The organism is Streptomyces sp. NBC_00076 (genome assembly GCF_045041235.1).
Lineage (GTDB): Bacteria > Actinomycetota > Actinomycetes > Streptomycetales > Streptomycetaceae > Streptomyces.
The window spans coordinates 328,121-354,979 of sequence record NZ_CP108242.1 but is presented as its reverse complement, the minus strand read 5'-3'; the positions used below and the strand labels follow the sequence as shown (position 1 = coordinate 354,979).

The following is a 26,859-nucleotide window of genomic DNA, read 5'->3' as shown; positions in this document are numbered from 1 at the left end:
GCAGGCTCCGTCAACATCCTTCAGCCCGCCCGGCGCACCGTCGAATGGCCGGTTGCTGGAGAGAAACCCCTCAGCTCAACCTGCTGAACTCGACGGAGAAGCCGTCACGGACCGCGCCGCGCAGCCCATCGGCGCGCTTGGAGAAGTTGCCCTCGCGGAAGCAGTGCCGGAAGCAGGCAGCGGGGTCGGGGGACCTCGGCTGCGTACCCGCTGGGGCGGGGTGTCAGACCATGGCGAGCCGGTCCACCAGCAGCTCCACCCTGCGCTCGGCGTCCTCCGGGGGGAGCCGTCCCGCCCGGGTCAGGGTGGCCAGTCCGTGCAGGGCCGCCCAGAACACCTCGGTGAACAGTCCCGGGTGGACGCCGTCCCCGGCGACCTCGCCGAGGCTCTCCAGCAGGGCGGCGAAGGCGTCCTTGAGAGGTTCCGGGGTGTCCTCGTGCGCGAAGGCCAGGCCGCCGTCGAGCTGGAACAGGGCGTCGTAGACCGCCGGGTTGCGTTCGGCGAAGGCGAGGTAGGCGCGGGCGAGGGCGTACACCCGCTCGCGCGGGCCGTCTGCGGCGGCGGTCGCGGCCCGCACCGCGGCGGCCAGCTCGGTGGCGCATTCGAGGGCGACGGCGCCGATGATCTCGCGTTTGCCGCGGAAGTGGCTGTAGAGGACGGGCTGGCTGTATTCGATGCGCTCGGCGAGCCGGCGGGTGGTGACCGCGTCCCAGCCCTGCTGCTCGGCGAGTTCGCGGGCTGTCGCCACGATGAGGCGTTCGCGCTCCGCCCGTTCGCGCTGCTTGCGTTCCTGTACCGACATGATTCGATCCTAGCACCGCTAGACAATCGAGCGGCAGTAGTACTAGCGTTGCCTCATCATCTAGCGACGCTAGATTCCAGGAGGGGTCATGATGCTCAACGCACTCGAGGTGTTCACCACCGTGGTCGTCGGCCTGATGGTGGGGGTGGAGTTCTCCGTCGCCTTCGTCATCAACCCGATCCTCAACGCGCTCCCCGGTGACAGTGACCAACTCGGCCGCGCCCACGGGGGCCGGATGCTCGGCGCCGTGATGCCGGTCTGGTACATCGGCTCGCTCGTTCTCGTCGCGGTCTGGGCCATCGCCGGATGGCACCACGACGGCGCCGGCCTCGCCGTCACCGCCGGCGCGCTGCTGATCCTCAGTGTGGTCATGTCGCTCCTGCTGCTCGTCCCGATCAACAACCGGAACAAGACGTGGACCCCCGAGAACCGGCCCGAGGACTGGAAGGAGCAGATGAACCGCTGGGACCGCTTCCACTACGTCCGCGTCGCCGTCATCATCGCCGCCTTCACCCTGCTGGTCGCCGCCCTCGCCTGAGCCCGCGGGCCGACACCGCGCCGGTGGCGCACGATCCCCACTCCCTGGGCGGGCAGCGCGTCCGGCCCGGTACGAGGCCGCCCCACCGCTCCCTCCCGTCCCTCCCCGCAAAGGGCCGGGCCGGGCTACTGTGAGGACATGGCGAAGGAGATCCGTATCAATGTCGACGACGAGACGTACGAGGAGCTGCAGCGTCTCGCCGCGGACGACCACGAAGACCCAGATCAGTACGCAAGCCGGCGGCTGACCGCTGACCTCGCGCGCACCCGGTTCCTCGAAGGCGCGAAGGCCTTCGTCGAGGAGCACGGCCAGGCCTTCGCCGACCGCTTCGGGACCAGCCCCAGCAGCCACGCCGCCTGATGCCGCCTGTTCTGCTCATCGACGAGCGGTGGCTGCTCGATATCGTGCAGAACCTCGTTCCCGGCGACCCCGACGTCACTGACTACGGCGCGCTGGCCGCCGCAGTCGTCCGACACCGGCACGAGATCATGGGGACCCTGGTCTACCCGGCCGCACATCACCGAGCAGCCGCTCTCCTGCACGCCTTCGCCCGGATTCCCGCCCTCGAGCACTCGAACGAACTGTTCGCCGCACAGGTCGCCTACGCCTACCTCCACGCCAGCGGCATCCAGGTCAAGATCGGCAGCCAGGAGGCGATCGCGTTGGTTGCCGACGTCGTCGAGGGACGCCGCGACGTGCGCCAGGTCGCCGAGGCGCTGAAGACCTGGGGCTGACCAGCCCGAACGCGTATCTGACGTCCATGTCCCGTCGTATTGAAGCCGGCGGATGCCCTTCTGGTTCGTGCCGGCGGATCCTCCTTGCGGTGCCCTGCGAGCGGAGCCGTGTCACATTCCGGAGCGTCGTGTCGTCCTACTGCTGAGACGAACACACCATCCAGCCAGCAGGAGATTCCGGGATGCTCGGCCGTCGCGCCTCGCCGGCACGGGGTCCACGCTCGGCGGGACCGTCTGTACCACCGACGGGGAGGCTTCCATCCCGTGGCGGCCCGGTGTCGTTCGTGCACCGAGTTCAAGGCGACAAGGAGGAAACCGATGAGTGACTTTCAGACCATCGCGGATCGCGTCGAGATCGAGGCGCTGCGCGGTGAGTTCACCGACGCGGTGATGATGCGCGAATACGACCGTCTCGCTTTGCTGTTCACACCGGACGGTGCGCTGCGGATGCCCAACATCCCCGTTGAGCTCCAAGGCCAGGAGGCGATCCGGGCCTGGGGCAGGCGGGTGCCGGATGTCGTGGACTTCCTCGTGCAGAACACGCACCCGGGCATGATCCGGTTTGACGGCGACACCGCGTCCGGCCGTGCGTACATGTCAGAGGTCGGGCGTGCCCGCGACGGCCGCGGAGGACTGAACTACGCCATCTACCATGACCGTTACCTGCGCACCCGCGACGGATGGAAGTTCGCTGAGCGCGTCTACGAGGTCCGGTACGAAGACACCTCGCCGCCGGCCGGCTCGCCGCCCCGCCCGGCTGAGGATTCGTGACCAGCCCACCGCGAGAGCCACGTTCCAGGCCACCGGGCGGCGATGTCGTGAAGCCATCGCGCTGCCGGCGAATGCGCGAGGGATCCTGCCGGAATCAGCTGTCCCAGTCCTCATCCAGGGACGTCCTGAAAGGCTCAAGAACGGGTCGCTCGCCTTGCCGATGTGAGTGCCTCGGTCTTCGGCGTCCGCCGCCCACGCCCAACTCCTCCCCGCCCGGCCGCTGGCCGCGGAGGCGACGAGGACGGCCGCGGCGAGTGCGGTGGTGCCCGCGGACGCCGCTCCGGCCGAATCGGCCGCACCGGGCGCCGGCGCCGCTCGAGGTTCCCCGGCGGCCGGGCGGCGTCAGCAGGATGGACGATCTCAGGTGGCCCGCGCGAAAACCTGGCCCCAATACTCCTTGAGGGAGCTGCCGTATTTCGGCCCGTGATCCCCTTTGTTCGACTCGGCGGCGAATTCCCTTTCCCTGCGCGGCCGGTCGCCCCCACGACAGGAAAGGCATCTGAATGCCACGCTTGGCGCAACCGGCACCGCATCGACTCCGGCTCGGCAGGGCCGCGATCGCCGCCGTCACCGTTTCCCTCGGCGCCTGCCTCCTGCCGCCCGCGTCGGCGGCTGCGGCCGACCCCGCAGGAGGCACCCGGGCTGTCGGGGCGCCGTCGGGCGTCACCGTCCTCTCCGGCAAATGGACCAGACCCTGGGCCATCACCTTCCTGCCCGGAGGGAAAAGAGCCCTGGTGACCGAGCGCTTCACCGCCGCCGTATGGCTCCAGGCGAGCGACGGCTCGAAGAAGATGGTGGGCACGGTCCCCCACACGGTCCCCCCGTCCCCGAGCGGGGGCAAGGGCGGGCTGCTTGGCATCGCCCCCTCGCCGACCTGGAACGGCACCACGGACCAGGACGTCTTCTTCGTCCACACGGCCGCCTCCGCGATCCGGGTCGCGAGAATGCACTTCAACGGCAGCTCGCTCAGCGACTACAAGGTCGTACTCGGCGGAATCACCCGGGGCGGTGACCACAACGGCGGCAACATCGCGTTCGGCCCCGACGGCTATCTGTACGTCAGCGTCGGCGACGCCCTCAAGCGCAATCTCGCGCAGGACAAGAACTCGCTCAACGGAAAGATCCTGCGCATCACGAAGAGCGGTGCCGCGGCGCCCGGCAACCCGTTCGGCAACCGCGTCTACAGCCTCGGCCACCGCAATGCGCAGGGCCTCGCCTGGGACACCCGCGGCAGACTGTGGGAGACCGAGATCGGCGAGAACACCTGGGACGAGCTCAACCTCGTCGAGCCGGGCCGGAACTACGGCTGGCCCACCTGCGAGGGATCCTGCTCCAAGGCCGGCATGACCAACCCCAAGAAGGTCTGGAACCCGGACCAGGGCGGCGTGCCCGCCCAGATCGCGATCAAGCACGACGTCATCTATGTTACGACGCTGCTCGGTCAGCGGCTGTGGGCCCTGCCGATCAACAGCACCGGCAAGGCCGTCGGAACGGCGAAGTCGTACTACAGCGGCGCCTACGGCCGGCTGCGGGCGCTCGCTAAGGTGCCCGGCGCCGACGAACTCTGGCTCGGCACGACCGACCGAGGCGACAACAAGGACCGCATCCTGCGGATCGCCGTCAAATGACTCCCCTTCACACCCGTCCCGTGAAGGGGTGAACCCACCTCCCTCGAAAACCCACCTCCCTCGAAAGGAAGGTACGCACCATGAACAACACCACCGAGCAGTCGACGCAGGCGCAGCACCCGGCCGGGGCCGGCGCGGAGCCGACCGACCGGGCTGCCTGGCAGACCCCCGAGTACACCGTCGTCGACACCGCGCTGGAGGTCACCGCCTACTCCCTGTCCGCCCGCTAGCGGTGCCCTCTCATGAGTTGGTGCCGCGGTGAGTTGAGGACGCGGACGAACAGCAGCCCCGACGGGAGTCCGGTGGGGCTGCTGTGTTCAAAGGGCCGCTCGGTGGCCGAGGTTGAAGTCTGTGGGGGCGAAGTCGACCTCGCGGAAAGCTGGGACAGCGGTGTGCGAGGGCCGGTAGAACGCGGGGGGTTTCTCCGTCGTACTGAAGGGTGGTCATGATGAGCCGAGGCTTGATCGTCGTGGATGTGCAGAACGACTTCTGTGAGGGAGGCAGTATCCCCGTGACGGGTGGCGCGCGGATCGCGACCAAGATCGCCGACCTGGTGGAGCAGACCGCGGGCCGTGACTACCAGTACGTCGTTGCCACCCGTGACCACCACATCGACCCGGGAGGTCACTTCTCCCAGACACCGGACTTCAAGGACAGCTTCCCCGTCCACTGCGTGGCAGGACACGAAGGCAGCGAATTCCACCGTTCCTAATCAGTGAGCAGGAGTGAGTCTTGGACCCATACCTGGTCGCTGCGGGCATCCCGACCGGTGTTGGATGTCCTGGTCGCCCGCTTTCGCTCCGTGTCCGGTGACACGGATCGCGTCCGTGGTCCGGGGATACGGGGGCGGGTTTCCTCCGCCTGCGGGTGTCCGGTCGGGCCTGGACGGTCCGATGCCCACGACGATCACTCTGGTCGTCGTGGGGCGGTGTCGTCCTCCCCCAGTGCCTTAAGGGCCTGGGAGGTGCCCCCAGCCTGATCGGGTGTCCGAGGGCGCGTCGCCCGATCGCGATGCTCGCCGCATCGTGCCGGGAAATCTTGCGGGTGGGTGTGGTGAGGGGTTTCTGCCAGTGCTGGGCGCCCCAGCGGCTGGTGTAGGCGGGGTCGACCGCGACGATCGCGATGCCCTGTTCGGCGGCCATCGACACCAGCCGGGCGCGGAGTTTCGCGGTGGGGAAGCGGGAGATGAGGCGGCGGAAGCGTTTGTTGCGGCCGTGCTTCTCCCGGCTTGTGCCCTCGCGGAAGTCGAGGTCCTCGATGGCGATCGCGCTCGCCCCGCAACGCCGGGCATGGTGCAGCAGCCGGGTCAGGGCGTGCCGGATCTGCGCGTCCCGGTGCTGGGCGGTGCCGTTGAGGTCGTAGGAGAAGCGTGGGTTCGCCGACCGGGTTGCCGTGCACGTCGAGGTGCCAGCAGGCGAGGTGGTCGTCGTTCATGTCCACCGCCACCACACCCCGGGCCAGCGCCGCCTCCCATGGCAAGACGGGGGTGGCGGCGCGCTGCCAGGACGCGGTGACATACCAGCGTCCGCGTACCGGGTCGTGGTGGATGCGGTAGGCCACCGCCCGGTTCGCGGCGATCCGGTCCAGCCACTCCTGCCCTCGATGCTGGAACCGTACGGTCGCGTCCAGCAGATACCGGCCGTGGGGTGCGTTGGCCAGGTGGGCCAGCGGGGCCGGGAGCTTGAGGGAGACCTGCCCGGTGTCGGTGACACGGATGGTCTCGTTGCCGAAGCGTTTGCCGGACTCTCCGTCGGCGGCCAGGAACATCCGCTCCGCCCGCCAGCGCTCCCTCCATTCCTGCTCGGCCAGCCCGGCCGCCTCCAAGTGGTGACGGGTGTTCGCGAGGCGTTTGCCGCCGCGCACCACATGCACCCGGCCCGCCGCCCAGTCCGCCTCCACCACCGCGAGCCGGTCCTTCAACGTCTGCAGGCGGCGGGACTTGGCATGCCACTCACCACGCGAACCGTAACCGCGTACCAGGCCGTCCCTCTTGTCGGCCTTGGCACCGAGCGGCCGGGACAGCCGCGCCTCGACCGAGTCGATCTGCCTCCGCAGCCAGGCCATGTGGGCGGCCTGTCCACGCCGCGCCAGCGCCCACTGATCATGCGTGGCCTTGGTGATACTGCCCGCCCAGCGTGCCGAGGACCTCCCCGTAAGCTCGCGCTTGCGCACCGCCCAGGAGGCCGCATCATGCGCCGGCCCCTGCCGGGACCGTACAGCGAGATCCCCGGCCGCCAGCGAACCCAGGAACATCCCCACCCCGGCAAGTACAGCCGCGTCCGACTCACTCACCCGCAGCCGGTCCCGCACCGCCACACCGGCCGGACCGGGCACCACGAACGCCGCCACCAACTCCCTCAGCCCGCCCACCCGTCCACCCCCGCCCGCGGCTCGAAGGCCCCCTGTCACCGCAGTCAACGAGCACCGCCCGCAAAGGTCACCCATTCGATGAGGGAACTTCTGTTCCCTACGCCCCACCACACCCCAGACACTCACTCATGCACGCCAGAACACACTCGTGCACTGTTCTGCGGCAGCAGTTCACAACCCCCACTTCGCGCCCGCCGTCACCGGCGGAAGGGTCGACGCCGTCTTCTACAAAGGTGCCCACAGTGCCTCCAAGAGCGGCTTCGAAGGAGCCGACGAAGCGGGAACCCCTCGCGGACTGGCTGCGAGCCCGCGGGGTCGAGGACGTCGACGTGGTGGGCATCGCCACGGACCACTGCGTGCGCGCCACCGCGCTGGACGCCGTGAAGGCCGGCTTCCGCGCACGGGTACGCCTGGACTACTCGGTCGGAGTCGCCCCGGACACGACAGCCGCGGCCGTGGACGACTTCCACCAGGCGGGCATCGCCGTAGGCGGTGAGGAAGCCCTGCCGCAGTAGGCCGGGGTCAGCGCGGGCGGACCACGGTGACGACCCCGTGCCGGGCCGTGCCCACCACGGCATCGGCACCGGCGGGCGTGGGGGAGTCGCCGCTCAGGGGCGCATTCGCGTGGGGCACTCGTCGTCCTGTCGAAGTCAGACGACGGCAGGCGCGACACCTGTCGTGCGCGCCTGCCGCATTGCGGCCCTTCAGCCCTTCGGTGCGACGCGGATACGGTTCCCGTCAGGATCGGCTGCCAGGAAGGTCAGCCCGAACCCCGCATCATGAGGCTCGCGCAGGATGGTGACCCCCTGGGACTGCCACTGCTTGAAGATCGCGTTGAGCTCGTCGGGTCGTCCACCGTCGATGGCCAGGCAAACCTCACTGGTGCGCGGGACGTCCGGTGACAGATCCTCGAACTGGCCAGACCACAGACCGAGGTCAGCGCCTGGCCCGAGGTCGAAGGTGATGTATCCCGGAGTCTCGAACGAGGGGCTCATGCCGAGGAGGTCGCCGTAGAAACGAGCTGCGGCGGGAGCGTCGTTCACGTAGACGATGGACACGACGGATGTGGTCATGGTTGTTCCTTCTCACAGGTGGTAGGTACGCATCCACCAGCCTGACCGGGATATGCGCCGCATCGTGGCGCAATTCCTGAAAAAATTGGTGTGTGACCCCAGACCGCTTCTTCACCCTGATGCTGCTCCTCAAATCGAGGGACGCCGTGACCACACAGGAACTCGCCTCAGCGCTCGGGGTGTCCCTTCGAACCATCACCCGAGATCTGAACTGGCTCCGCGACGCCGGTCTGCCGGTGACCGCACACCGGGGCCGCCTCGGAGGCGTGACCATGCTGCCCGGATCCGGACTCGACCTCACGCGACTCACACCGGGCGAGCGTGATCATCTGTCGCTCACCGGGCTGGATGAGAAGCAACGTGCGGAGCTCAACGCATCGGTCGAAAGCCAGCGCGCGCTCTCCAAGATCGCCGCTACACAGCCACGTCGGGTTCATGAGCTCCTGCCGCTCACCGACGTAGTGCACGTGGACAGCCGTCCCTGGCGTCAGGCACGAGCTTTCGGCACGACTCCTGCTTCGCTGATCGGCGCAGTGCGGCGAGGTCGCCGGCTACGGATCGAGTACGACAGCCCACGCGAGTCATGCCCACGCGACCTGGTCGTGGATCCCTACGGACTGTTCGCCAAGGCCGGCATCTGGTACCTCGTCGCCGATTGCGCCCGAGTGCCACGGATGTACCGACTCGAACGGATCACGACGTGGAAAGAAGTCGACCAGCCACGGCGGATCCGCGAGAACCAGACCCTGGCCACCGTCGCTGCAGCGCTCATTGATCAGTGGGAACACAACCACGCGATAGAGGTCAGCGCCACCATCGAGCAGACCCAGATCGAGCGAGCGCAACGGATCTTTGGCCTACGACTCGTCCGGGACGACCATGAAGAATCCGCCACCGGCCGCAAGGTGACGATCCGCTTCCTGTATCTGGAGGACGTGCGGGCACTACTGCCGTTCGGGAGCGCCATCACTGTGCATGGCCCCACCGAAGCCAGGGCTCACCTTCGCGACCTCGTCACCAATCTTGCCCACCACTATGCGCCGTCACCAACGTCCTGACCCGCACCAGGTAGTCGTCGACGGGCCAGGAAACACCGGGACGACGAACGGATTGTTCCGCCACCGGCACCGCGCTGTGCTGTCGGCCAGGATGCCGATCCGGCGCAGAATCCTGGCCGACTACTCGTCTCCAAGACGATGCCCTGATTCCTGAGCTGCGAGTTCGCGGCTCAGCGTGCCTCAATCAAGGCACCGTCTTCGAACTCATCGCCGTGGCAGAACCACACTCGCGGCTGCCGTAAGGCCGGAGGCCGCGATCGCTGATGCCGTTGTGACGACAGCCGGCTCCGTCGGGAGAAGGAGCGTCATGACGACGGCTGCGGTGAGAGCGATTACCGCGAGCCCGAGAGCGACGATCACGGGTATCCAGTGAGACTTTCCGCGAACGCTTGGTTCGGCATCGGAAGAAGTATCGGACATTGGCTTCCCTTCGGCTCAGAGGTGTGCACTTATCGCCGTGAAACACAGGCTGGTGGTAGCAGCCACCCGTATTACCTGTGCCGCGAGTTCTGCCCTTTAGGGGCCATCTGGAAACCAAGGGGGCCAACTCGCCTCCAACCCCGAAGTAGACGCCGGTCTTGGCGAGTTGGCTGACAACTGCGCCACCCATCGCTACTCATGAGACTTGACGCCTACACAGCAACACCAGTCCCGAAGGTGACAGACGACGAAACACTACAACTTCTCGTTGTCTTTAGGCAGTTCCTTGGAAGGTGGTTATAAGTCGTTCCCAGGAGAGGACAAGTGATAGAGGGTTGGTCGCCAACTTGAGCAACATGGTCAAGCCGCTCCAAATTGGTTCGAGCAGTTCCGGGTGGTGCGCGCCCGGGATCTTGGGCTTCACCTCAGAACCACACGCAACAGTTGCCCCGGCCTGCTCGGGCCCCGCACCGCCAAACAGCTCCGTAGCATTTCCTGTCCCAATGGAAGGCTTACGCACCTCCCGAAACGCGCAGCCCGCCGTGCCGTGCAAGGGGAGAGACCGGAGGTAAACGCTGCAACCGACGTTGACAGCAGCGTTCTCCTGAGCCGCGGCCAAACGCTACAACTCCGGTCCATATAGTGGGAGCTGCCTGGAAGTTGTTTATGAGTAGCCCCCGAGTGGGGACAACAGCAGTGAAGTTGGTAGCCAACTCGGCTGGCATGGTGGAAGCATTGCTTCAGGACGACCCCAGGCTCAGAGGTGTGCCGCGCGCGGATCCGTAGCAGCGGATTCGAGCAGTTCGTCCAGTGGAAGTACGGCCCGATGGGAGTCATCGGGCTGGTGCTCCTCACCATCGGGGTCTTCCCCCCGCACTGAGGTGCGAGGGGAAGACCCCGGCTGAGGCCAGCTGCCTGACCAGGGCGTCGGCGCCCCGCTAGCCGAGCCGTCGCAGCACCTCGGCGATGGTGGATCGGTACGTCCGCAGCGCCCGCAACCCGGCGGCGTAGCGGTCGCGGTTCCGTGTGATGTCCACGGCCTGCTGCCGCGCCCGTGCGGCGTGCCAGAGCTCGGCCGTACGGTGGCGGCGTTTGCAGGTGACGTCCGCGGCGGCGGTGGCCCGCTCCCGCCGCGTATGCCGGGTGTTGCCGTCACTGCCGCGCCGCCAGGCGGTGTCCGTGTACGCCGCGACGGGGTCGGGATAGCGCGTGAATCCTTGTTCTGCCACACAGCGGGACCACACAGCCCATGCCGCACGGAGGCGCGGGTCGCGCTTGACCGCCTTGCCGACCTCGATCGCCCGCGCACCTGCGTAGAGCCAGTCCCGCTTGAGGTCGATACCGCGCATCAGCCGCCGGTTCGCCTCGGCGTTGCAGGCGGGGAAGTCCGCATACTCGGCGTTGGTCATCCGGCGGCCCTTCGGCCGGAAAGACCGGGACTTTGCCGGGTCCCAGCCGTAGCCCCAGCGGCGTGCGGCGGCGAGATCCAGGGCGCCGTAGTCGGTGCTGACCGCTGTGAGGGCGAAGGGATCGCTGGGGTAGCGGGGGTCGAGCGGGAAGTCCGGGTGGCCATGCTCCGCCATGCACTGCCGGACCAGCAACGCCGATGCCCGCTGCGATCGCTGGTAGTCCCGCGGCGTGAAGTCGTAGCGGTCGGCCGGGAGGGGGCCGAGGTCCGACGCCGTACTGATGACCTCCGGGCGTCCTGGACCGGAGACACAGATCGCCGCCAGCACCGCCACGACACCCAGTCGCCACCCCCGCCTCGTCATGCGCAGGGATGCTAGCGAACAGCGTGCGGCGGCCGGCCCCCGGGCTCGTCGTGGGGCAGTGCGGCGGCCTCCGTCGCGGCCGTGAAGTGTCGGTCGACGCGGGACCTCAACGCCTCCGCCTCCGCCACCTTGACCCATGTCGCGTTCTACGACGTCGGCAAAAGTTCTACGACGATCGAACCAGGCCTGGCTCTGCCATCCACGCGCAGCCTCCACCCCACGATCATTGCGCCCACCGCATGCCCAGCTTCCGCAGTGCGTCCAGTTGCTCCTGGGTGAGCTTGTCGCGCCTCGACTTGGTGTTGGAGACCCACACACCGAGCTTCACGACCGTCGGCTCCGTCTCGCCCTCGACCGTGATCTCCTCAGCGTGGCCGCGCGGCACCGGTCGGCCGCCTTCCCGTTCCACCCACTGGGCGAGGGCGGTCAGTCCGCGCTGGAACGCTTGCTCCGCCTTGCTCGGGCTCTTCTTCGTCGCACGCTGTGCCGCAGGGGCGGGAGACGGCGCCTGGACGGGCTTCACGCCCAGCTGGGACAGCCGCTCCTGCTGCTCGCTCGACAGCTGTGTACAGGTGCCCGGCTGTTTCTGCCGCTTCAGCCACCGTCCGATGTCGTCGCCGTCCATCAGTACGCCGGGTGCGATGTCAGGGAGGCTGCCGTCGGCGTCGACCAGGTCGGCGAGGACGCGGTGGTGGCGTTGCCAGTCCAGTGGCCAGGGGCAGTTCCAGTCCGGGTCGATCGCGGCCAGTTGCCGCGCGCGCTCCGCTGCCCGCTCCAGGTCCTTTCCGAGGCCGCCTTTCCGGCGGAGGTTGGCCATGTGCTGACCGACCGGCACCATCGCGTCGCCCTCGCCCCAGACCGCGTCCTGACGCGGGGCGAGGTGCCCGGTGGCCCGCCGGTAGGAGCGCAGCGCGGCGAGCTTGGTCTCCCACGCCTCTTCGCCCGGCTCCCACACCATCCCGGCTTCACGGGCGTCCAGCAGCTCCTTGCGACGCGGCTCCAGCTCACCGGTCCGGAGCGCCTTCCGCTGCTGGTGGACCCATCGCCCAAGCGGAAACGCCTTGGTGGCCCCGACTTCGACCTCGACGTCGTAGGGGACGGCGCAGAGGCCGGTGATGTGTTTCTCCTTCCGCCAGCGGATGAGGGCCTGGTAGCCCTCCAGCCAGACCAGGGATTCCGGCCGGTACACCCGCGTGCGGAGGAAGGCCGCGATGGTCCCCGCGTCCCTGGGGGAAGAGAAGCGGAGCAGCGCGGACTCGACCGCACCGTCGGTGTCGTCCTGCTCCTGGCCCTCGCCCACCTCGCCGCCAGCTGCGACGATCCGCCCGTCCTCGTCGCGCCGGATGTGCACTGTGCGCTGTCCGTGGGTGAGGGCGCGGGAGGCGAGCTGCTCGACGAGGCGTTCATCGTGCGAGCGCAGGCCCTGAAGGACGGCAACCAGGGGGCGGAACGAGGCGCTGGCGACCATGTCGGTCGGGTCCTCGCCGGGCTCCAGGAAGACCGGCACGATGATGCGGGCGACCTTCGTGGAGCCGTCGCGGTTGAGCCGGAGGGCCCGGCCGATGTTCTGCACGATCTCCACCTGCGAGCCGCGGGTGTCGGCGAAGCACACGGCCTCCACACCCCGCTCGCCGGTGATGTCCACGCCTTCCCCGAGCACGCGGCAGCTTGCGAGGAACGCGCGGTGGACCCGGCGGCCGGCAGCATCGACGCCGCCTGCGAACTGCCGCAGAGCTTCCCGCCGTTCACTGACGAGGTGGTCGCCGCACAGCCACGCCGACCACACGCGGTCCGGCGGCACGTGGCGGCCGGCCTCGAGCTCGTAGAACTGCGCGTCGATCGACGACTTCAACAGCTTCTCCGCCTGCGCCAGGTCGGCGTCGGAGGCGTCGTTCACGTACAGCTCCGCGGCCGTCTTCGGCAGCCGCTCCGCGAACGCGGCGGCTTCCTCGACCTTCTGGTGGAAGGTCATGACGGTGCGTAGGTTCCACCTCGCCGCGTGCTCCAGGAGTGCGGTCTGCAGGAGCGCCAGGCGCCGGCCCCGCTGGGCCTCCTCGGACTCTCCGAGGGCGGGGGAGGGGTCGTGGATCTCCAGGACGTCGATCTCGAAGCCGGCGAGGATGCCCCGTTCGATGCTTTCGCTCAGTCCGAGCTCGGCAAGCCATGGCCCGTAGGTCTCGGAGTCCTGGCCCATCGAGGCGATCTCCAGCGCCTGGCCTTCCGGGCCCTTCTGCGGGCGGGGCGCCGCGAGGATGCGGGGGGTCGCGGTCAGGTAGAGCCGGAAGTCGGCGGGGATGCGGGCGTTGTCGTGGATCGCCGCCCAGGGTCTGCCGAGATCACCTGCGGTGCCGTGGGCTTCGTCGATGACGGCGAGGCAGAAGCCGCCCATCCGCTGCCCGTAGAGGCGTTCCCCGCCCGCCAGAGCGGCCTCCAGCGGCCCGCGGACCTTCCGCCGGCCCATCGTGTCCATCGGGTCGTCGAAGTCCTCGCGATCCACCAGGGAGGCGTACGTGGCGAACACGACCACGGGCCCCGACCCCGCCCACAGCGCCAGCTGGATCGGGTTGGTGGTGGTGCGCACCCCCAACTCGTTGAGCACCGGATCGTTCTCCAGCGAGCAGACCGCGACCATCGGGGCGCGATGCCCGAGCAGGCGCCACGCCTGGGCGGTCTGCACGAGCAGGTCCAGGGTCGGCACGGTCACGAGGATCCGGCCGCGCGGGAAGCACTCCAGCGCGCACGCGGCAGCCGTGAACGTCTTCCCGGACCCGGTGGCGGACACGATCGTGCCCCGGGCACCCCGCGGGGGCACGGGTGATCTCGCGGGGAATCCCACCCAGTTGCGGAAACTCGCCTTTTGGTCGACCTGGTGCTGCTTGAGCTGAATCGCCAACATTTCCCTGCCTGCCCCGACGTGTTGATTCCGGCGGTTCTGCAAACGGCTACGAACGCCTTGATGCGGTGCCGTCGTTACTCGTCGAGTGCTGCTGTCATGTGGTCGAGATCGGTGAGGAGTTGGGGGAGTCGTTGTTCGGGGACGGAGTTGGTCATGCGCTCGTCGATGGCGTAGACGGCGGAGCGTGCGGCGGCGAGACGGTGGTGGCCTTCCGGGGTGAGGTGCGCGGGTAGAGCGCGGCCGTGGTCGGTGGTGGCCGGGCGGGTGATGAGGCCGGCGTCCTGCAGCCCGCGAAGGACGACGTTCATGGACTGCCGTGTGACGAAGGTGCCGCGGGCCAGTTCGGCGTTGGACAGGCCGGGCTGTTGGTCGAGGAGTTCGAGGCAGGCGTACTGCGGCACGGTCAGGCCGTACTGGCGCAGCGCTCTGTCCATCGCGGTGCGCAGGGCCGCGGCCGCGCGCTTGAGGCGGTAGCCCAGGCGTTCGGTCACGTCGGCGGGCGGCGGGGCCGGGCTGGAGGGGGTCCCATCATGCATGTCAGGAGTTTGACATGCATGGACGACGCCGTCTAACTTCGCCATGTCAAAGTCCTGACACATAAAAGGATCGAGGGGTACTCATGACCGCCACCGTCAGCGGGCCGGACTTCATCGCCCTACAGGTACGCGATGTCGAAGCGGCCGCCGCCTTCTACGAGGAGCGACTCGGGCTGCGCCGGGCGCCTGCCTCACCGCCCGGCGCCGTCGTGTTCGTCACCGCACCGGTCCCGTTCGCCGTCCGCGAGCCTCTGCCGGGAGTCGATCTGGACGCCGTCGAACGGCCCGGCCTCGGAGTCGCCCTGTGGTTCCGGACCAGCAACGCGCAGGAACTGCACGACCAGCTCCACACCGCACAGATCCCCATCGTCAAAGCACCCCAGGACGGCCCGTTCGGCAGGATGTTCACATTCATCGGCCCTGAGGGTTACGCCATCACCGCGCACGAAGGCTGACCACGACCGCCCTCGCCCGCTGCCCTCTCACAAGTCCCTGGACAGGCTCAGAGGGGGCGGCCATGTGGGTGTGAAAGTCCCCGGCACCCAGCTCGGGACTGGATCTGAGGTCATCCGTGTCCCCACCCCTCAACTCCGCCTGCCGGCCCGAGTGGGTCAGCACCTGCGGCCGCCGCGCAGCTCCAGCTGCTCCCCTTCGAAGCGTGCGCGGAAGTCGCGGTCGTGCGAGACCATGACCACCGCTCCTGGGTACGTCGCGAGCGCCGCCCGAAGGTCCTCGACCAGGTCGAGCGCGATGTGGTTGGTCGGCTCGTCGAGGACGAGGAGGTCCGCCGGCCGGGTCACCAGGCGGGCGATCTGCAGACGCCGCTGCTGGCCCGCGGACAGGTCGGCCACCGGGACGTGCAGGTCCTCCTCGCGGAACAGGCCCAGTGCCAGGAGCTGTTCGGCGCACTCGTCCGGCAGCCCGGGCTGCCCGGCGGCGAACGCGGCGAGCAGCGGGAGCCGCGTGGAGTGCGCGGGCAGTTCCTGTGCGAGGTAGCCGATCCGGGCGGGGCGGCGTGCCGTGCCTGCGTCCGGCTCCAGGTCGCCCGCCAGGACGCGCAGGAGCGTCGTCTTGCCCGCGCCGTTCTCGCCCGTGACCAGCAGCCGTTGTCCAGGCCCGATCGCAAGGACCCCGTCCAGACACAGCCGTTCGCCGACCCGTACACCGTCGAACTCGGCGAGGGGGCCCTGGGCGGGGCCGTCCGACGCCGACAGCGCCGTCGTGAAGCGGAGCGGTGCCGGCGGCTGTGCCACCGGGTTGCGCCGCAGCTGGGCCAGGCGCTCCCGGACGGAGCGCACCTGCCCGCCGAGCTTCGCCTCGCTGGACCGGCGGTGCTTGCCGAAGCCCTGCTTCGGGTCGCGGCCGGTGGCGGCAAGCCGCCTCGTTGCGGTCTCGAGCAGCTCCTCCATGCGGGCCACCTCCTCGACCCAGTCCGCGTAACGCTGCTCCGCGCCGCGCCGGGAGGCGGCCTTCGCGGCGAGGTAGCCGGCCCAGCCGTCGCCGTACCGGAGCACCGTGCGCGCATCCCGGTCGACCTCGAGGATCGTGGTGGCGATGCGTTCCAGGAAGCCGCGGTCGTGGGTGACCGCGACGACGGTGCCGCGGTGTGCGCGCAGATGCTCCTCCAGCCAGCGCACGGCCGCCGCATCGAGGTGGTTCGTCGGTTCGTCGAGGAGCAACAGTTCGGGGGCGGCTGCCAGGACGCAGGCGAGCGCGAGCCGCGACCGCTCGCCGCCGGACAGCGAGCCGAGCAGGCGGTCGCGGGTGATCCGGGCGAGTCCGAGCCCGTGCAGCGCGGCATCCACACGGGCGTCCGCCTCGTATCCGCCGCGCTCCTCGTATGCGGTCAGCAGTTCGCCGTACGCGGCGAGATCTGCTTCCGCCGCCTCGCCGAGGGACTCCTCCGCCACGCGTAACTGGCGTTCCATGTCGCGCAGTTCAGCGAGCGCGAGGTCGACGGCGTCCTGCACGGTGCGGTCCGCGCCGAGGTCGAGGGTCTGGGCGAGGTGGCCGGTGCCGCCGGGGAAGCGGACGGTGATCTCCCCCGCGTCCGGCAGCTCGGTGGCGGCGAGCAGCCGCAGCAGGGTCGACTTGCCGGAGCCGTTCTCGCCGATGACGGCCGCCTTCTCGCCCGGACGGACGGTGAAACAGACCTGGTCGAGGACGGTCCGGGTGCCGTAGGACTTGGTGACGTCCCTGACGGACAGCTGCGCCACAGCAGCGGTGGCGACGGTGGGCACGGCAGTACGGGCGCGGTCGCGCATATGACTTTCCCTGGGCATGCGAAGGGTCTACGGGCAGCAGGAACGGCGGCATCGGCCGTGCCCGGACTCAGACGAAGAAGAGGAAAGCCATGCCCTCACCATAACAAGACGAACCGTCTCGCCTCAATTCATGCGTGCCGCGAAATCCGTGGCACGGCGCGTGCGCCAGGACCTGCTGGAGCTCGCACGCGCGGTCCAGGGCGTCTTCGGTCAGCCGTCGACGGTGACTGGCCGACGGGGAGGGCCGTCGGCGAGGAGAGCGGCCAGCAGTCGCGGTAGTCCGGTGGGGCGCAGAAGATCGGTGGTTGCCGCCAGTTCCTTTGCTGTCCACCAGTGGTGGCCGGTGATGCCGGCCTTCTCGAAGTCCTCGAACCCGGTGGTGCTGATCTCGAAGGCGGGGTTGCGGACCAGGTAGTAGCGCTGCCGGACCTCGTATGTGACGCCGTCGCGCACCGTGGTCCAAGGGCGTCCTCGCCACACCTCTGGGCCCAGGGTCACACCGATCAGCCCGGTTTCCTCCCACAGTTCCCGCAGTGCCGCGTGTTGGTGGCTCTCGCCGGGTCGCAGGCCGCCGCCGGGGGTGTACCAGCGGGCAGTGCCGTCGTGCCGGTTGTGGCTGGAGAACAGCAGAATCCGGTCGGTGTCGTCGATGAGTACGACGCGGGCGCCGGGGCGCGGGACCAGGTCGCCCGTCACCTGCTGCGCACGCTTTCGCGCTGTTGGTACTGCTGCTGCTGTCCGGAGGATGAGTGCATCGATGTCTCCATGGTCATTCTGACGTGGGCTGTGTGCCGGCGGTCAGGAAGAAGGTGACGGCGTATGTGAAGCGACCCGCGCTTACGGCATCGTCGAACTGGGCCACGAACCGGTCCGCGTCCATGGGGTCGAGGTAGCCCCGGGCCGCGGCGGTGTGTGCCCAGGTGCGCAGGCCCATGACGTTGTCGGCCGCCGACGGGTCGCGCACGACCAGGGTCCGGGCTTCCACCGTGATGTCGTTCAGGCCGCGGGCCGCGAGCAGTCCGGCGTGCCGGTGGGCCAGCGAGCCGTTGCGCAGGCCCACGTCGGCCCGGAAGCGCAGCACCCGGCGGGCGAGCTCTTGGTCGCCGATGTCGAGTACCTGGGTGTCGTAGTCCGGGTCTGCCAACGCGACCCGGCCGCCGGGGCGGACCACCCGCAGCAGCTCGTCCAGCACCCGCACGGGGTCGGCGACGTGCTGCAGGACCCGGTCGGCCCATGCGCCGTCGAACTGACCCGCTGAGAACGGCAGCCGGTGCCCGTCCGCGACAGCGGCGCGTGGCAGTCCACGCTTCCGCGCCTGCGCGATCATCGTCAAGGAGCTGTCGACCGCGACGACCTCCGCCCCGCAGCGCGAGCGCAGGGCCACAGCGGCGTCCCCGGTACCCGCTCCGACCTCGAGGAACAGTCCGCCGGCCTCGGCACGCAGGAACTCCTGCAATCGCTCCTTGTAGGCGGCGTAGAACGGCTCCGCACCCAACCGGTCCAGGACCTGAACCCACTCGGAGGGCCGGGGCTGTGTGTCCACCGACGTGAAGGCATGAGCAGCACCGTGATCGTTCATGAGAGCACGCCAGACACCCGGCGGGGCCGGTGGACCCCTACGAGCACTAGGCGAAACCTCCATTGCTCAGCAGGAGTTGGCCGTTGATCCACTGGCCTTGAGAGGAGCACAGGAAGTCCACGAGGTTCGCGGTGTCCTGCGGCGTGCCGAGCCGGCCCAACGGCGTCTGGCGGACGCCGCTCACCCGTATCTCCTCCGACATCCAGCCCGTGTCGACCGGGCCAGGGTTGATGACGTTGGCAGTGATACCGAGGTGGGCGAACTCGTGGGCCGCGGCCAGGGTGATGCGGTCCAGAGCGCCCTTGCTCGCGCCGTAGGGGAGGTTGCCCACGGTGTGGTCGCTGGTGAGGCCGATGATGCGTCCAGATCCGTGGGCACCGCTGAAGCGCCGCCCGAATTCACGGATCAGCAGCCAGGTGGCGCGAGCGTTGACAGCGAAGTGCCGGTCGAAGCTCTCGACGGTGGTGTCGAGCAAGCCGGAGTCGGTCGACTCGCAGTGGCACATCACCAAAGCAGTGACGCCCCCCAGCCGGCGCTCAGCTTCGTCGAAAATATGTACGGGAGTGTCGGTGTCGGTCAGGTCCGCCTCGACGGCCGCGGTGGCCGCGCCCTGCTCGGCGAGGTCTCGTTCGATCGCGCCTACGGCCCCGGTCTCGATGCCCCACGGCATGCGCTCGTCGTAGGCGGTCCAATGACTGAAGGCGATGTCCCAGCCTGAGGCCGCCAGCTGACGGGCGATGCCCGCCCCTATGCCAACGGTTCGACCCACACCGGTGACCAGGGCGATCGGCCGGCGGGAGTCGGGAGAGCGGCCGCTGCCGGCTTGCGGTCCGTCGTTGGTCATCGTCACGGAAGGGGATCCTCCTGGTCGGCCGTCGGCGCAGCAACCGCTTTTCATGCCGCATGGCTGGAGCGCTGTCGGCTCCTCTTGCTCGCGACCACCGGAGCCGTCTCGAGACGTGATCGCTACTGGGGGATCAAGGCCTGTCGCAGGGGCTCGCGCCAGGTGTCGGTCTCGCGGGCGTACGCACCGAAGTCGGTGCCGAACTCCCAATAGGCCCAGCTCATCCCCAGGCGCTCGGCTTCCTCCCGTACCCAGGCGGTCCAGCGGACCCGGGAGTCCATGTCCGCCTGCTCGTATGCGCCGAACTCTCCGATGAACAGAGGGACGGCGCGAGCGTCTGCCCAGGCCGCGGCCGCGGCAAGGTCCTCGCTCACGGTCTTCCGGTCGGCTTCGCCACCCCAGGTCGTGCCGAGCCACGGGGCGGAGTTCTCGACCCAGTGCGCGCCCTGGTGGGTGAACTCGAACGGGGCGTAGTAGTGGACCGTCGCCACCAAGTGGTCGTCATCGGGCAGCTCGAGCTTCGGAAGAGCGCGGATGTCGTTCATCTCCGCCGGCCCGATGAGCACGGTGCGTTCTGGGTTCGATTCCCGTACGGCGGCCAGGGCGTGGGGCAGCAGGGCGTTCCATCGCTGCGCGGTCATGGCGGCGCGGGGCTCGTTGAGCAACTCGAAGTGGAGAAGCTCTGGACGATCGGCGTAGCGCGGGGCGATCTGCCGCCACAAGGCCAGAAACCGCTCCGTCTGCGCGTCGGGCGTGTGGTTGAGCTCGTGATAGTGGTGCACGTTGAGCACGACGTTCAGATCCCGAGCCAGTGCCTGGTCGACCGCCCGGTCGACGCGTTGGAAGAAGTCCTGTCCGACGGTGTACGGAGCGGTCTGTTCGGCGTGCAACGACCATGCCACCGGCAACCGGACCGTGTCGAACCCGGCGGCCTTGATCTCGTCGAAATACCGCCGCGGCAGCCGAAGCGCGTGCTCGTCACCGTCGGCGGCGTCCAGGGCGTTGCCGAGGTTGATCCCCGAGCCGAGCCTCATGGACGAAGACGAGCGCGGCATGTGACCTCCGAGCCGGACAGCCTCACAGGGACGGGGCGAGTGTATCCGCCGGGTCGTCACACGACCTTCGCCGGCGTCACGAGGACCAACGGGGGACGGGCGCGCCGGTAGCACCAACCGCGTCCGGCGGTCAGGTTGTTCGGCTCGGGGCGGCCACCCGGTCATGGGCGGGGCACCAGAACGGGGGTCCCGGCAATCAGTGCGCGCTCCCACCACGTTCTACTCCCGCGGGCCGACCAGTTCCTCGTACAGCTTCCGCTTCTGGGCGGTGTCCTTGGCCGCCTCCAGCTTGCCCACCCAGTCCTGCTTGATCGTCTGGAGGAAGTCGTGCCAGTCCTCCCCGCCCATCTTCCCCAGTTCCGCCCTCGTGGCACCGATCTTGTCCTGCTTGTGGCCGTGCAGCACGGACTCGGGGTTGGCGGTCGCCTCCGTGGACCTGACGCCGTGGTGATAGCCGACCGGGCTGCGGGCGCCGGGCGCCACCGTCTCGATGCCGACCAGCAGGCCGCCGTCCTTGTCACCGGTCGGCGCGGTGAACACCAGGAGCATGTGGCCGTAGGAGCCGTTCGGCAGGACGACATCGCCGTTCCAGTCCTTGGTTCCGAAGCCGCCGCCCGAGAGGTTGGCCGCCAGCAGCTCCGGGTTGGTCATGCCTGGGGTGTACTCCGAGACCTTGTTCTTCACCGCCGCCCCGACACCGCCCTTTTCCTTGAAGCTGCCGGGCTCACCATCCTTGTTCTTGCCGATGGAGGAGCGGTGCGTGGCGTAGTCGCGCTTCACTGCGTGCTGGTGCGGGGTGCCTCCCTGGGTGACGCCGAGGAAGTCGAGCAGCTGATGGGGGCTCTCCCCCTTGCGGAGCGCGGGGATGCGGATGTTGACGCGTCCGCCGTGGGCGAGCGCCCGGATGACGTCACCGTCCTTGTAGTCGACGTACGTGCCGTCCTTCCCCGCGACCTGGAGACCGTGCCGCAGGATGAGCAGGACGTTGGTGAGGATGTTCCGGGCGAAGTCGTCCCGCCCTTTCATCTCCTTCGTCGCGTGGTCGCCGGCGGACTCGTGCTTCTGCTCCTCGCGCAGGCCGTCCGGGAACAGGGTGTCGACGGCCGTTTCCCGGATCTGCTCGTCCCGTTCGCTCTCCAGCGTCGCCCGTTCCGGATCGTCGGGCCCCAGCTCGTTGGTGCGCATGAATCGGCCCAGGGTGTAGGCTGGATTACTCGGCGTGGAGGCTCCCCGGACCGGCGCCTGTGTCTGGAAGGCGAGGGTCGCGGCGAGGACACGCCGTCCCGGGCTGAGCTTCAGCCAGGCCGAGTAGTCGGCGCGCTCGCGCTCCGCGGCCTGCGCGTCCTTCCCGCCCTTGTCCTTCCCGCCGTTGTTCTTGCCGCTCGCGTTGTTGCCCGCGCCGGCCATCCGGCCCTTGCCCTCGGCGATCAGCCTGCCCTCTGCCAGGGTGCCGATGCCCACACTGTTCAGCCAGCCCGGCCTCTTCGTCGAAAGGATCTCGATGTCCCGGAGTTCGTCCTGCTGGAAGGCCATCCCGAGGACAAGCCGCCGTTCCAGGACCCACTGCATCCGGGTGTTCTCCAGCAGCCAGCCCTCCGGCCACTTCTTGTGCGGCTCCCAGAAGTTGAACTTCCGTTTCTTCTGGAGCGTGTGAGCCTCGATCGACGCGCTGAGCCGGACCATCACCGCATCGGGGGCCTGGGAGGCCTGCAGGGCAGCCTCGTCGGCCGGCGGCGTGTTCTCCCTCGCGAGGGCGTCCGCTTCCATCTGGCTTTCCCGTGCCCGCTGGACGATCGCCGTCGCCGCCTGGTTGCCGGCCGCGCTCTGGAGCGCCGCCACCTCGGCGGGGCTCACCCGGCCCGGGCCGCCCACCCCCCGGACGGGCGGCGCTGCCACCTGCGGGGCGGGCACGGTCCGCGCCGGTGTCCTCGGCCGCTTCTGCTCGGTGTCACCGTGCCGCTGTCCGTACATCCGTGTCCCCTCCCGACTGGTCGCACCGCCCGGCCCCTGACCCGTGTGCCGGTATCGCCCACCGTGCGTTCTGTCCACCAGGCTTCAACCTGCCCGGCTGCGGCTCAAGAGCCGCGAGGGCAGCGCCGGTGCGCCTGCGGGCAACCATGGGCCGCCCCATGCCACTGGAGCCCGCCTGCCGTTCCCGGTCGGGGCTTGATGGCCACCGCAGCCCTGCGCCAGCCCGCTCATCGCCCGGTAGGGCCACGTGACAACGGCCGCCCGGTGACGCTCGCCAACTCCCGCTCTGGCTATGGGCAGTTCACATTCGAGCCGGCGACGATTACGCAGATTGCCGAGCGGGTTGGCCTCGCGAAGGGGAGTTCCAGCTATCACGTGCGGCTGCTGGAGCGGGCCGGCCTGGTGAAGGTGGTGCGGACGCGGAAGGTGCGGGGGGTCACGGTGGCGGATCTGGAAGCGTCGCCGGTGGATGCCGAGCGGTACGCAAGGATGGCGCATCTGCGGCTCACCGAGGAGCAGTTCGCGCAGCTGGGGGCGCGGTTGCAGGCTCTGGCGGACGAGTACCGGGAGCTGTCCGATCCCTCGCTGCGGGACGTCTCTCTCGCCTTCGCGCTGTTCCGGCCGGCGCCGCGCGAGCAGGCGGACGGGGACTCCAAGTGAACCAAGGGGCCGGGTAGTTGCCGACCGGCAGGTCGTAGGACCGGACCTGGTTGGTGATGAGCGACCCGGCGACCCGGAGCATGTCCGGCCGGCGCGACAGGACTGATACACGACCGATGACTGGCTGAGCGGTGCCGGATTCACGGCCACGCCCCGTCGGAGATCCGCCCCCGCCAAGGTGGCTGACGTACGAGCGCCGCACGTCAACCCCCTTGGAGGTACTGCCCCCATGCGCCTTTCCCGCGTTCCTGGCCGGCGCGGCTCACGCCTGTGTTCCGGTCCATCGTCGCGATGCCCGGCACCACCGTCCCCGGCACCACCACACCCGGCACCACCGCCCCCCGGGGCACCTGGCCGGATCTCAAACACCAGCTCGCTGCTGGGCGCGGCCGGCGTGATCGGCCTCAGGACCGGATCCAGCACCCCCGCCGGCGGCGACCTGATGTGGGCGGCCACCGCGCCCGACGGCAGCGGACGCGACCGCCTGGTCCTCGGCGTCGTCCTCCACCAGCAGGCCGGCACCAACCCCCAGCAGGGCCTCCAGGCCGCCTTCGACAACAGCCGCGCGCTGATCGAGGGCGTACGGCAGTGGCTGGCACAGACCGAGCCCGCGACCCGGTGAGGCGGCCATGGCAACACCACCCGACACACCCTCCGTACGACCGGAGAGCTCTCCCGTACTCGTACCCGAGCCCGAACTCGTACCCGTACCGGTACCCGAGCCCGAGCCCGAGCCCGAGCCCGAACTCGAACTCGTACCCGCCCCCGGTGTGGGCCCCGGCGTCTGGCGCCGCGGCCGGATCGTCGCCGCCCTGGCACTGCCGGCCGCGCTGGTGATGCTGGGCCACGCTCACATCCCCAACCGCGTCGGCAACCTCGGCAGCCTCACCGAGACCTTCCTGCCCTGGACGGGCCTGGCCGTGCCGCTCCTGCTGCTGTGCGCGCTGGTCCGCCGATCCGCGACCGCCGCCGTGGCCGTCCTGCTGCCCGCGGTCATCTGGGGCTCACTCTTCGGTGGGACGCTCGTCGACAAGCGGGCAGGCGGCGGAGACCTGACCGTCGTGACACACAACGTCAACGAGCACAACCGGCACCCGGCGCGCACGGCACGCGCCCTGGCCGCCTCCGGCGCCGACGTGGTGGCCCTCGAAGAACTGGGCGGCACGGCGACACAGCAGTACGTCAGAACGCTGGCCCGCACCTACCCGCACCACTCGGTGCAGGGCACCGTCGGCCTGTGGAGCAGCTACCCGATCGTCGATACCCGCCCGGTCGACATCGCGCTCTGGGCGCGCGCCCTGCGCACCACCGTCCGCACGCCCAAGGGACCGGTCGCCGTCTTCGTCGCCCACCTGTTGTCGGTCCGCTTCACCGCCTCCTCCGGCTTCACCACCGACGACCGCGACGCCGCCGCACGCCGCCTCGGCGCCGCCCTGCGCGCCGAAACGCTCCCTCGCACCCTGCTCGTGGGCGACCTCAACGGCACCCTCGACGACCGGGCTCTGTCCCCTGTCACCTCCCAGCTGTACTCGACCCAGTCCGCGGCGGGCGCCGGCTTCGGCCTCACCTGGCCCGCCTCGTTCCCGGTGGCGAGGATCGACCACATCCTCGTACGCGGCGTGACCCCACGCGCATCCTGGACACTGCCCGCCACCAGCAGCGACCACCTGCCGGTGGCGGCCACGGTGAAGGTGTGACAGTGCGTGCGACACCGGCGCCAGCAGGTCCGAGCCCGGACCAGGTACTTCGCGGCGTAATACCGGCTCAGGGCGAGGTGGGCAGTAGCTCCGCCATTCGGCCCCGGTTCGCTCGCGCGCCTTGCCGGACCGAGGTGTCGTTGACCGGATGCGTGCCGACGTCCGGCGCATGGATGGCGTCGGACCCTTGACCGGGAAGGACAAGACATGCACATATCCGCACCGACAGCGGGCCGTCGGCATCGTGCCGCGGCCCTCGCCGCGGTGGTGATCTGCTCGACGGCATTTACCGGACCGTTTCACGCTCCGGCCGGTGGCGCGCCGTCCCCTTCCGCGCCCGCCCCGCAGCTGGACTGGAAACCCTGCGTCCAGGGCAGTCCGTTCGACTGCGCGACCGCGAAGGTCCCGCTCGACTACGACGACCCAGGCGGCCGCACCATCGAACTCGCCGTCGTCAAACGGAAGGCGACCGGCCCCGGACAGCGCATCGGCACCTTGTTCTTCAACCCCGGCGGACCCGGCGGCCCCGGAACCGTCCAGATGCCACAGAACTACGAGTCCTTCCCGCGCGAGGTGCGGGAGCGGTTCGACATCGTCAGCTGGGACCCCCGCGGCATCGGCAGCAGCACCGCGGTGAACTGCTTCGCGAGTCCCGAGGAAGCCGCAGACTGGGGTGCGAGCAAAGCGGCAGGCTTCCCGGTGGGAGCGAAGGAGCGGGCGGCCTTCACCGCCGCGTACGAGGAACTGGGCCGGCGCTGTGAGCAGCGTGATCCCGAGCTCCTGCGCCATGTGTCGACCGCCGAGAACGCGCGCGACCTCGACCAGCTTCGCAAGGCGGTGGGTGACCAGCAGCTCACCTACTACGGGATCTCCTACGGAACGTACCTGGGCGCCACCTACGCGAACCTCTTCCCCGGCAGGGTCCGCGCCATGGTCTTCGACGCCAACTGGGACCCGCGGGCCTGGACGAACGACGCCTCCGACGAGGCCCCCCGGACCACGTCGTTCCAGCGCCTGGGCTCCGGCCGCAGCGCCGCGGAGACCGTGAACCGGTTCCTCACGTTGTGCGGATCCACGACGACAGCCCGCTGCTCGTTCTCCGCGGGCACCCCGAAGGCGACCCAGGACAAGTACGACCAGCTGCTGCAGCGGCTCCGAAAGGAGCCCGTGGGCCCGTGGACCTACGCCGGCACGGTGGCTGACGTGGTGAACAGCCTCTACGACGTCCAGCTCGGGGGGACGGAACTCGCCGGCAGGCTGCAGGACCTGTGGCAGGGCCGCGTCCCGGAGCCGTCCCCCCTCCCGCCCCCGGCACCGGTCCCCAACCCGAATCCGTACCTGGGCGAGGAACAGAGCACCGCGGTCTTCTGCGGCGACAGCCCCAACCCGCGGGACCCCGGTGTGTACCACACCCTGGCAGAGGCCGCGGCCGCCCGTGCGGGGGACACCGGACGCTACTGGATCTGGGCCTCCGCGGGCTGTGCCTCCTGGCCGGCGGTCGCCGAGGACCGCTACCGCGGCCCATGGAACAAGCCGACGGCGAACCCCATCCTGGTGGTCGGGAACACCTACGACCCCTCCACTCCTCTGTCGGCCGCGCAGGCCATGGCGAAGGAGCTGGCCAATGCCCGCCTGCTGACCCACGATGCAGTCGGGCACACGGCACTGCTCAACCCCAGCAGCTGCGTCAACGCCCATGCAAGCCGCTACCTCATCGACGGCGACCTCCCGCCGACCGGAACAGTGTGCCGCCAGGACGCGCCTCCCTTCGCCGCGCCCGAGCCGCGCGGCGGTGTGGACACCGGTGGGGGCTGGTTGGCCTACGCCGCGCAGTAGGACGACACGCTGGCCGAGACCGGTTCGGGAACGACACCACCCCACGCCGCCGGCGCCCGAGGCACCCCGGATCGGCCACCCGCCGGCCAGGACCGACGAACAGGTACGTCACGCCCGCGACCTGCTCACCCGCCCGGCGAACACCGCCACCTCGACTGCGAACCGCGCCCGGACGGTCCGCAGCACCTCCTGGCGGTTCGGCTCCTCGGAGTCTCCCGCCACACCATCCACAACCAGTGCCCGAACGAAGGCCGGCCGTCTCGCGCTCGCCGAGTCGACCAGCACGGCAGAACTGCCCCCACCCTCCAGGTCGAAGGACTGCTCACCGCCGTTTGCGGCTGGTGACACGGTTCTT

The 26,859-nt window shown here is 69.5% G+C and carries 24 protein-coding genes and 3 pseudogenes; 14 read left to right on the top strand and 13 right to left on the bottom strand.

The window, feature by feature from the left end:
• Window positions 1-223 precede the first annotated feature (223 nt).
• Window positions 224-802 (bottom strand): TetR/AcrR family transcriptional regulator, encoded by a 579-nt coding sequence (locus OHA64_RS01700; protein ID WP_405606792.1) that lies wholly within the window; start codon window positions 800-802, stop codon window positions 224-226.
• 91 nt (window positions 803-893) lie between these two features.
• Between OHA64_RS01700 and OHA64_RS01695 the strand changes: the two genes are divergently transcribed.
• The 7 genes and pseudogenes from OHA64_RS01695 to OHA64_RS01665 all read left to right on the top strand — a co-directional run.
• Entirely contained in the window at window positions 894-1,340 is a 447-nt protein-coding gene (locus OHA64_RS01695) for an anthrone oxygenase family protein (protein WP_405623810.1), read from the top strand.
• 138 nt (window positions 1,341-1,478) lie between these two features.
• Window positions 1,479-1,700, top strand: a complete 222-nt coding sequence (locus OHA64_RS01690) for a hypothetical protein (RefSeq protein WP_403214839.1) — start codon at window positions 1,479-1,481, stop codon at window positions 1,698-1,700.
• The gene (locus OHA64_RS01685; RefSeq protein WP_405606790.1) at window positions 1,700-2,074 is read left to right on the top strand and encodes a fic family toxin-antitoxin system, toxin component; all 375 of its coding nucleotides are present in this window, start codon (window positions 1,700-1,702) and stop codon (window positions 2,072-2,074) included. Before OHA64_RS01690 ends, OHA64_RS01685 begins: the two co-directional genes overlap by 1 nt.
• Before the next feature lie 318 nt (window positions 2,075-2,392).
• Window positions 2,393-2,845, top strand: coding sequence for a nuclear transport factor 2 family protein (locus tag OHA64_RS01680; RefSeq protein WP_405606788.1), 453 nt, complete (start codon window positions 2,393-2,395; stop codon window positions 2,843-2,845).
• Between the two features lie 512 nt (window positions 2,846-3,357).
• Complete coding sequence (locus OHA64_RS01675; RefSeq protein ID WP_405606786.1) at window positions 3,358-4,473, top strand: PQQ-dependent sugar dehydrogenase; 1,116 nt, start codon at window positions 3,358-3,360, stop codon at window positions 4,471-4,473.
• 80 nt (window positions 4,474-4,553) lie between these two features.
• Window positions 4,554-4,703, top strand: coding sequence for a pyrroloquinoline quinone precursor peptide PqqA (pqqA, locus tag OHA64_RS01670; RefSeq protein WP_405606784.1), 150 nt, complete (start codon window positions 4,554-4,556; stop codon window positions 4,701-4,703).
• Window positions 4,704-4,921: 218 nt separating this feature from the next.
• Window positions 4,922-5,176 (top strand): annotated as a pseudogene (locus OHA64_RS01665) (isochorismatase family protein); the annotation flags it as partial.
• Window positions 5,177-5,181: 5 nt separating this feature from the next.
• On the opposite strand, the pseudogene OHA64_RS01660 reads toward OHA64_RS01665, so the two are convergent.
• Window positions 5,182-6,843, bottom strand: a pseudogene (locus OHA64_RS01660) (IS200/IS605 family accessory protein TnpB-related protein).
• Window positions 6,844-6,994: 151 nt separating this feature from the next.
• Here OHA64_RS01660 and OHA64_RS01655 point away from each other — a divergent pair.
• Window positions 6,995-7,358: pseudogene (locus OHA64_RS01655) on the top strand (isochorismatase family protein); the annotation flags it as partial.
• A 189-nt stretch (window positions 7,359-7,547) separates the two neighbouring features.
• Here OHA64_RS01655 and OHA64_RS01650 read toward each other — a convergent pair.
• Window positions 7,548-7,916, bottom strand: a complete 369-nt coding sequence (locus OHA64_RS01650; protein WP_405606782.1) for a VOC family protein — start codon at window positions 7,914-7,916, stop codon at window positions 7,548-7,550.
• A gap of 92 nt (window positions 7,917-8,008) precedes the next feature.
• Between OHA64_RS01650 and OHA64_RS01645 the strand changes: the two genes are divergently transcribed.
• Window positions 8,009-8,974, top strand: coding sequence for a helix-turn-helix transcriptional regulator (locus tag OHA64_RS01645; protein ID WP_405606780.1), 966 nt, complete (start codon window positions 8,009-8,011; stop codon window positions 8,972-8,974).
• Window positions 8,975-10,332: 1,358 nt separating this feature from the next.
• Here the strand turns inward: OHA64_RS01645 and OHA64_RS01640 are convergent.
• The 3 genes from OHA64_RS01640 to OHA64_RS01630 form a co-directional block, all read right to left on the bottom strand.
• Window positions 10,333-11,166, bottom strand: coding sequence for a hypothetical protein (locus OHA64_RS01640; RefSeq protein WP_405606778.1), 834 nt, complete (start codon window positions 11,164-11,166; stop codon window positions 10,333-10,335).
• Window positions 11,167-11,389: 223 nt separating this feature from the next.
• On the bottom strand, window positions 11,390-14,062 hold the full coding sequence (locus tag OHA64_RS01635) for a Helicase associated domain protein (protein ID WP_405606776.1): 2,673 nt from the start codon (window positions 14,060-14,062) through the stop codon (window positions 11,390-11,392).
• Window positions 14,063-14,136: 74 nt separating this feature from the next.
• A complete protein-coding gene (locus tag OHA64_RS01630; protein ID WP_405606774.1) occupies window positions 14,137-14,598 on the bottom strand; it encodes a MarR family winged helix-turn-helix transcriptional regulator in 462 nt (153 codons plus the stop codon).
• An 83-nt stretch (window positions 14,599-14,681) separates the two neighbouring features.
• On the opposite strand from OHA64_RS01630, the gene OHA64_RS01625 reads away from it, so the two are divergent.
• Window positions 14,682-15,053, top strand: coding sequence for a VOC family protein (locus tag OHA64_RS01625; protein WP_405606772.1), 372 nt, complete (start codon window positions 14,682-14,684; stop codon window positions 15,051-15,053).
• Window positions 15,054-15,209: 156 nt separating this feature from the next.
• Here OHA64_RS01625 and abc-f read toward each other — a convergent pair whose 3' ends face one another.
• The 6 genes from abc-f to OHA64_RS01595 all read right to left on the bottom strand — a co-directional run bounded on the left by abc-f (window position 15,210) and on the right by OHA64_RS01595 (window position 22,311).
• Window positions 15,210-16,862 (bottom strand): ribosomal protection-like ABC-F family protein, encoded by a 1,653-nt coding sequence (gene abc-f / locus OHA64_RS01620; RefSeq protein WP_405623809.1) that lies wholly within the window; start codon window positions 16,860-16,862, stop codon window positions 15,210-15,212.
• Window positions 16,863-17,072: 210 nt separating this feature from the next.
• On the bottom strand, window positions 17,073-17,558 hold the full coding sequence (locus OHA64_RS01615; RefSeq protein WP_405606770.1) for an NUDIX hydrolase: 486 nt from the start codon (window positions 17,556-17,558) through the stop codon (window positions 17,073-17,075).
• A 73-nt stretch (window positions 17,559-17,631) separates the two neighbouring features.
• Entirely contained in the window at window positions 17,632-18,405 is a 774-nt protein-coding gene (locus OHA64_RS01610; protein WP_405606768.1) for a methyltransferase domain-containing protein, read from the bottom strand.
• A gap of 82 nt (window positions 18,406-18,487) precedes the next feature.
• Entirely contained in the window at window positions 18,488-19,285 is a 798-nt protein-coding gene (locus OHA64_RS01605) for an SDR family oxidoreductase (protein ID WP_405623808.1), read from the bottom strand.
• Between the two features lie 122 nt (window positions 19,286-19,407).
• Complete coding sequence (locus tag OHA64_RS01600; protein ID WP_405606766.1) at window positions 19,408-20,319, bottom strand: glycoside hydrolase family 5 protein; 912 nt, start codon at window positions 20,317-20,319, stop codon at window positions 19,408-19,410.
• 240 nt (window positions 20,320-20,559) lie between these two features.
• Window positions 20,560-22,311, bottom strand: coding sequence for a PE-PGRS family protein (locus OHA64_RS01595; protein WP_405606764.1), 1,752 nt, complete (start codon window positions 22,309-22,311; stop codon window positions 20,560-20,562).
• 264 nt (window positions 22,312-22,575) lie between these two features.
• Between OHA64_RS01595 and OHA64_RS01590 the strand changes: the two genes are divergently transcribed.
• The 4 genes from OHA64_RS01590 (at window position 22,576) to OHA64_RS01575 (ending at window position 26,504) form a co-directional block, all read left to right on the top strand.
• Window positions 22,576-22,971, top strand: a complete 396-nt coding sequence (locus OHA64_RS01590) for a helix-turn-helix domain-containing protein (RefSeq protein WP_405606762.1) — start codon at window positions 22,576-22,578, stop codon at window positions 22,969-22,971.
• A gap of 394 nt (window positions 22,972-23,365) precedes the next feature.
• A complete protein-coding gene (locus tag OHA64_RS01585) occupies window positions 23,366-23,593 on the top strand; it encodes a hypothetical protein (RefSeq protein ID WP_405606760.1) in 228 nt (75 codons plus the stop codon).
• Window positions 23,594-23,807: 214 nt separating this feature from the next.
• Entirely contained in the window at window positions 23,808-24,668 is an 861-nt protein-coding gene (locus tag OHA64_RS01580) for an endonuclease/exonuclease/phosphatase family protein (protein ID WP_405623806.1), read from the top strand.
• 207 nt (window positions 24,669-24,875) lie between these two features.
• Window positions 24,876-26,504, top strand: coding sequence for an alpha/beta hydrolase (locus tag OHA64_RS01575; RefSeq protein WP_405606758.1), 1,629 nt, complete (start codon window positions 24,876-24,878; stop codon window positions 26,502-26,504).
• A gap of 108 nt (window positions 26,505-26,612) precedes the next feature.
• Here OHA64_RS01575 and OHA64_RS01570 read toward each other — a convergent pair whose 3' ends face one another.
• Window positions 26,613-26,852, bottom strand: a complete 240-nt coding sequence (locus OHA64_RS01570) for a hypothetical protein (protein WP_405606756.1) — start codon at window positions 26,850-26,852, stop codon at window positions 26,613-26,615.
• Window positions 26,853-26,859 lie beyond the last annotated feature (7 nt).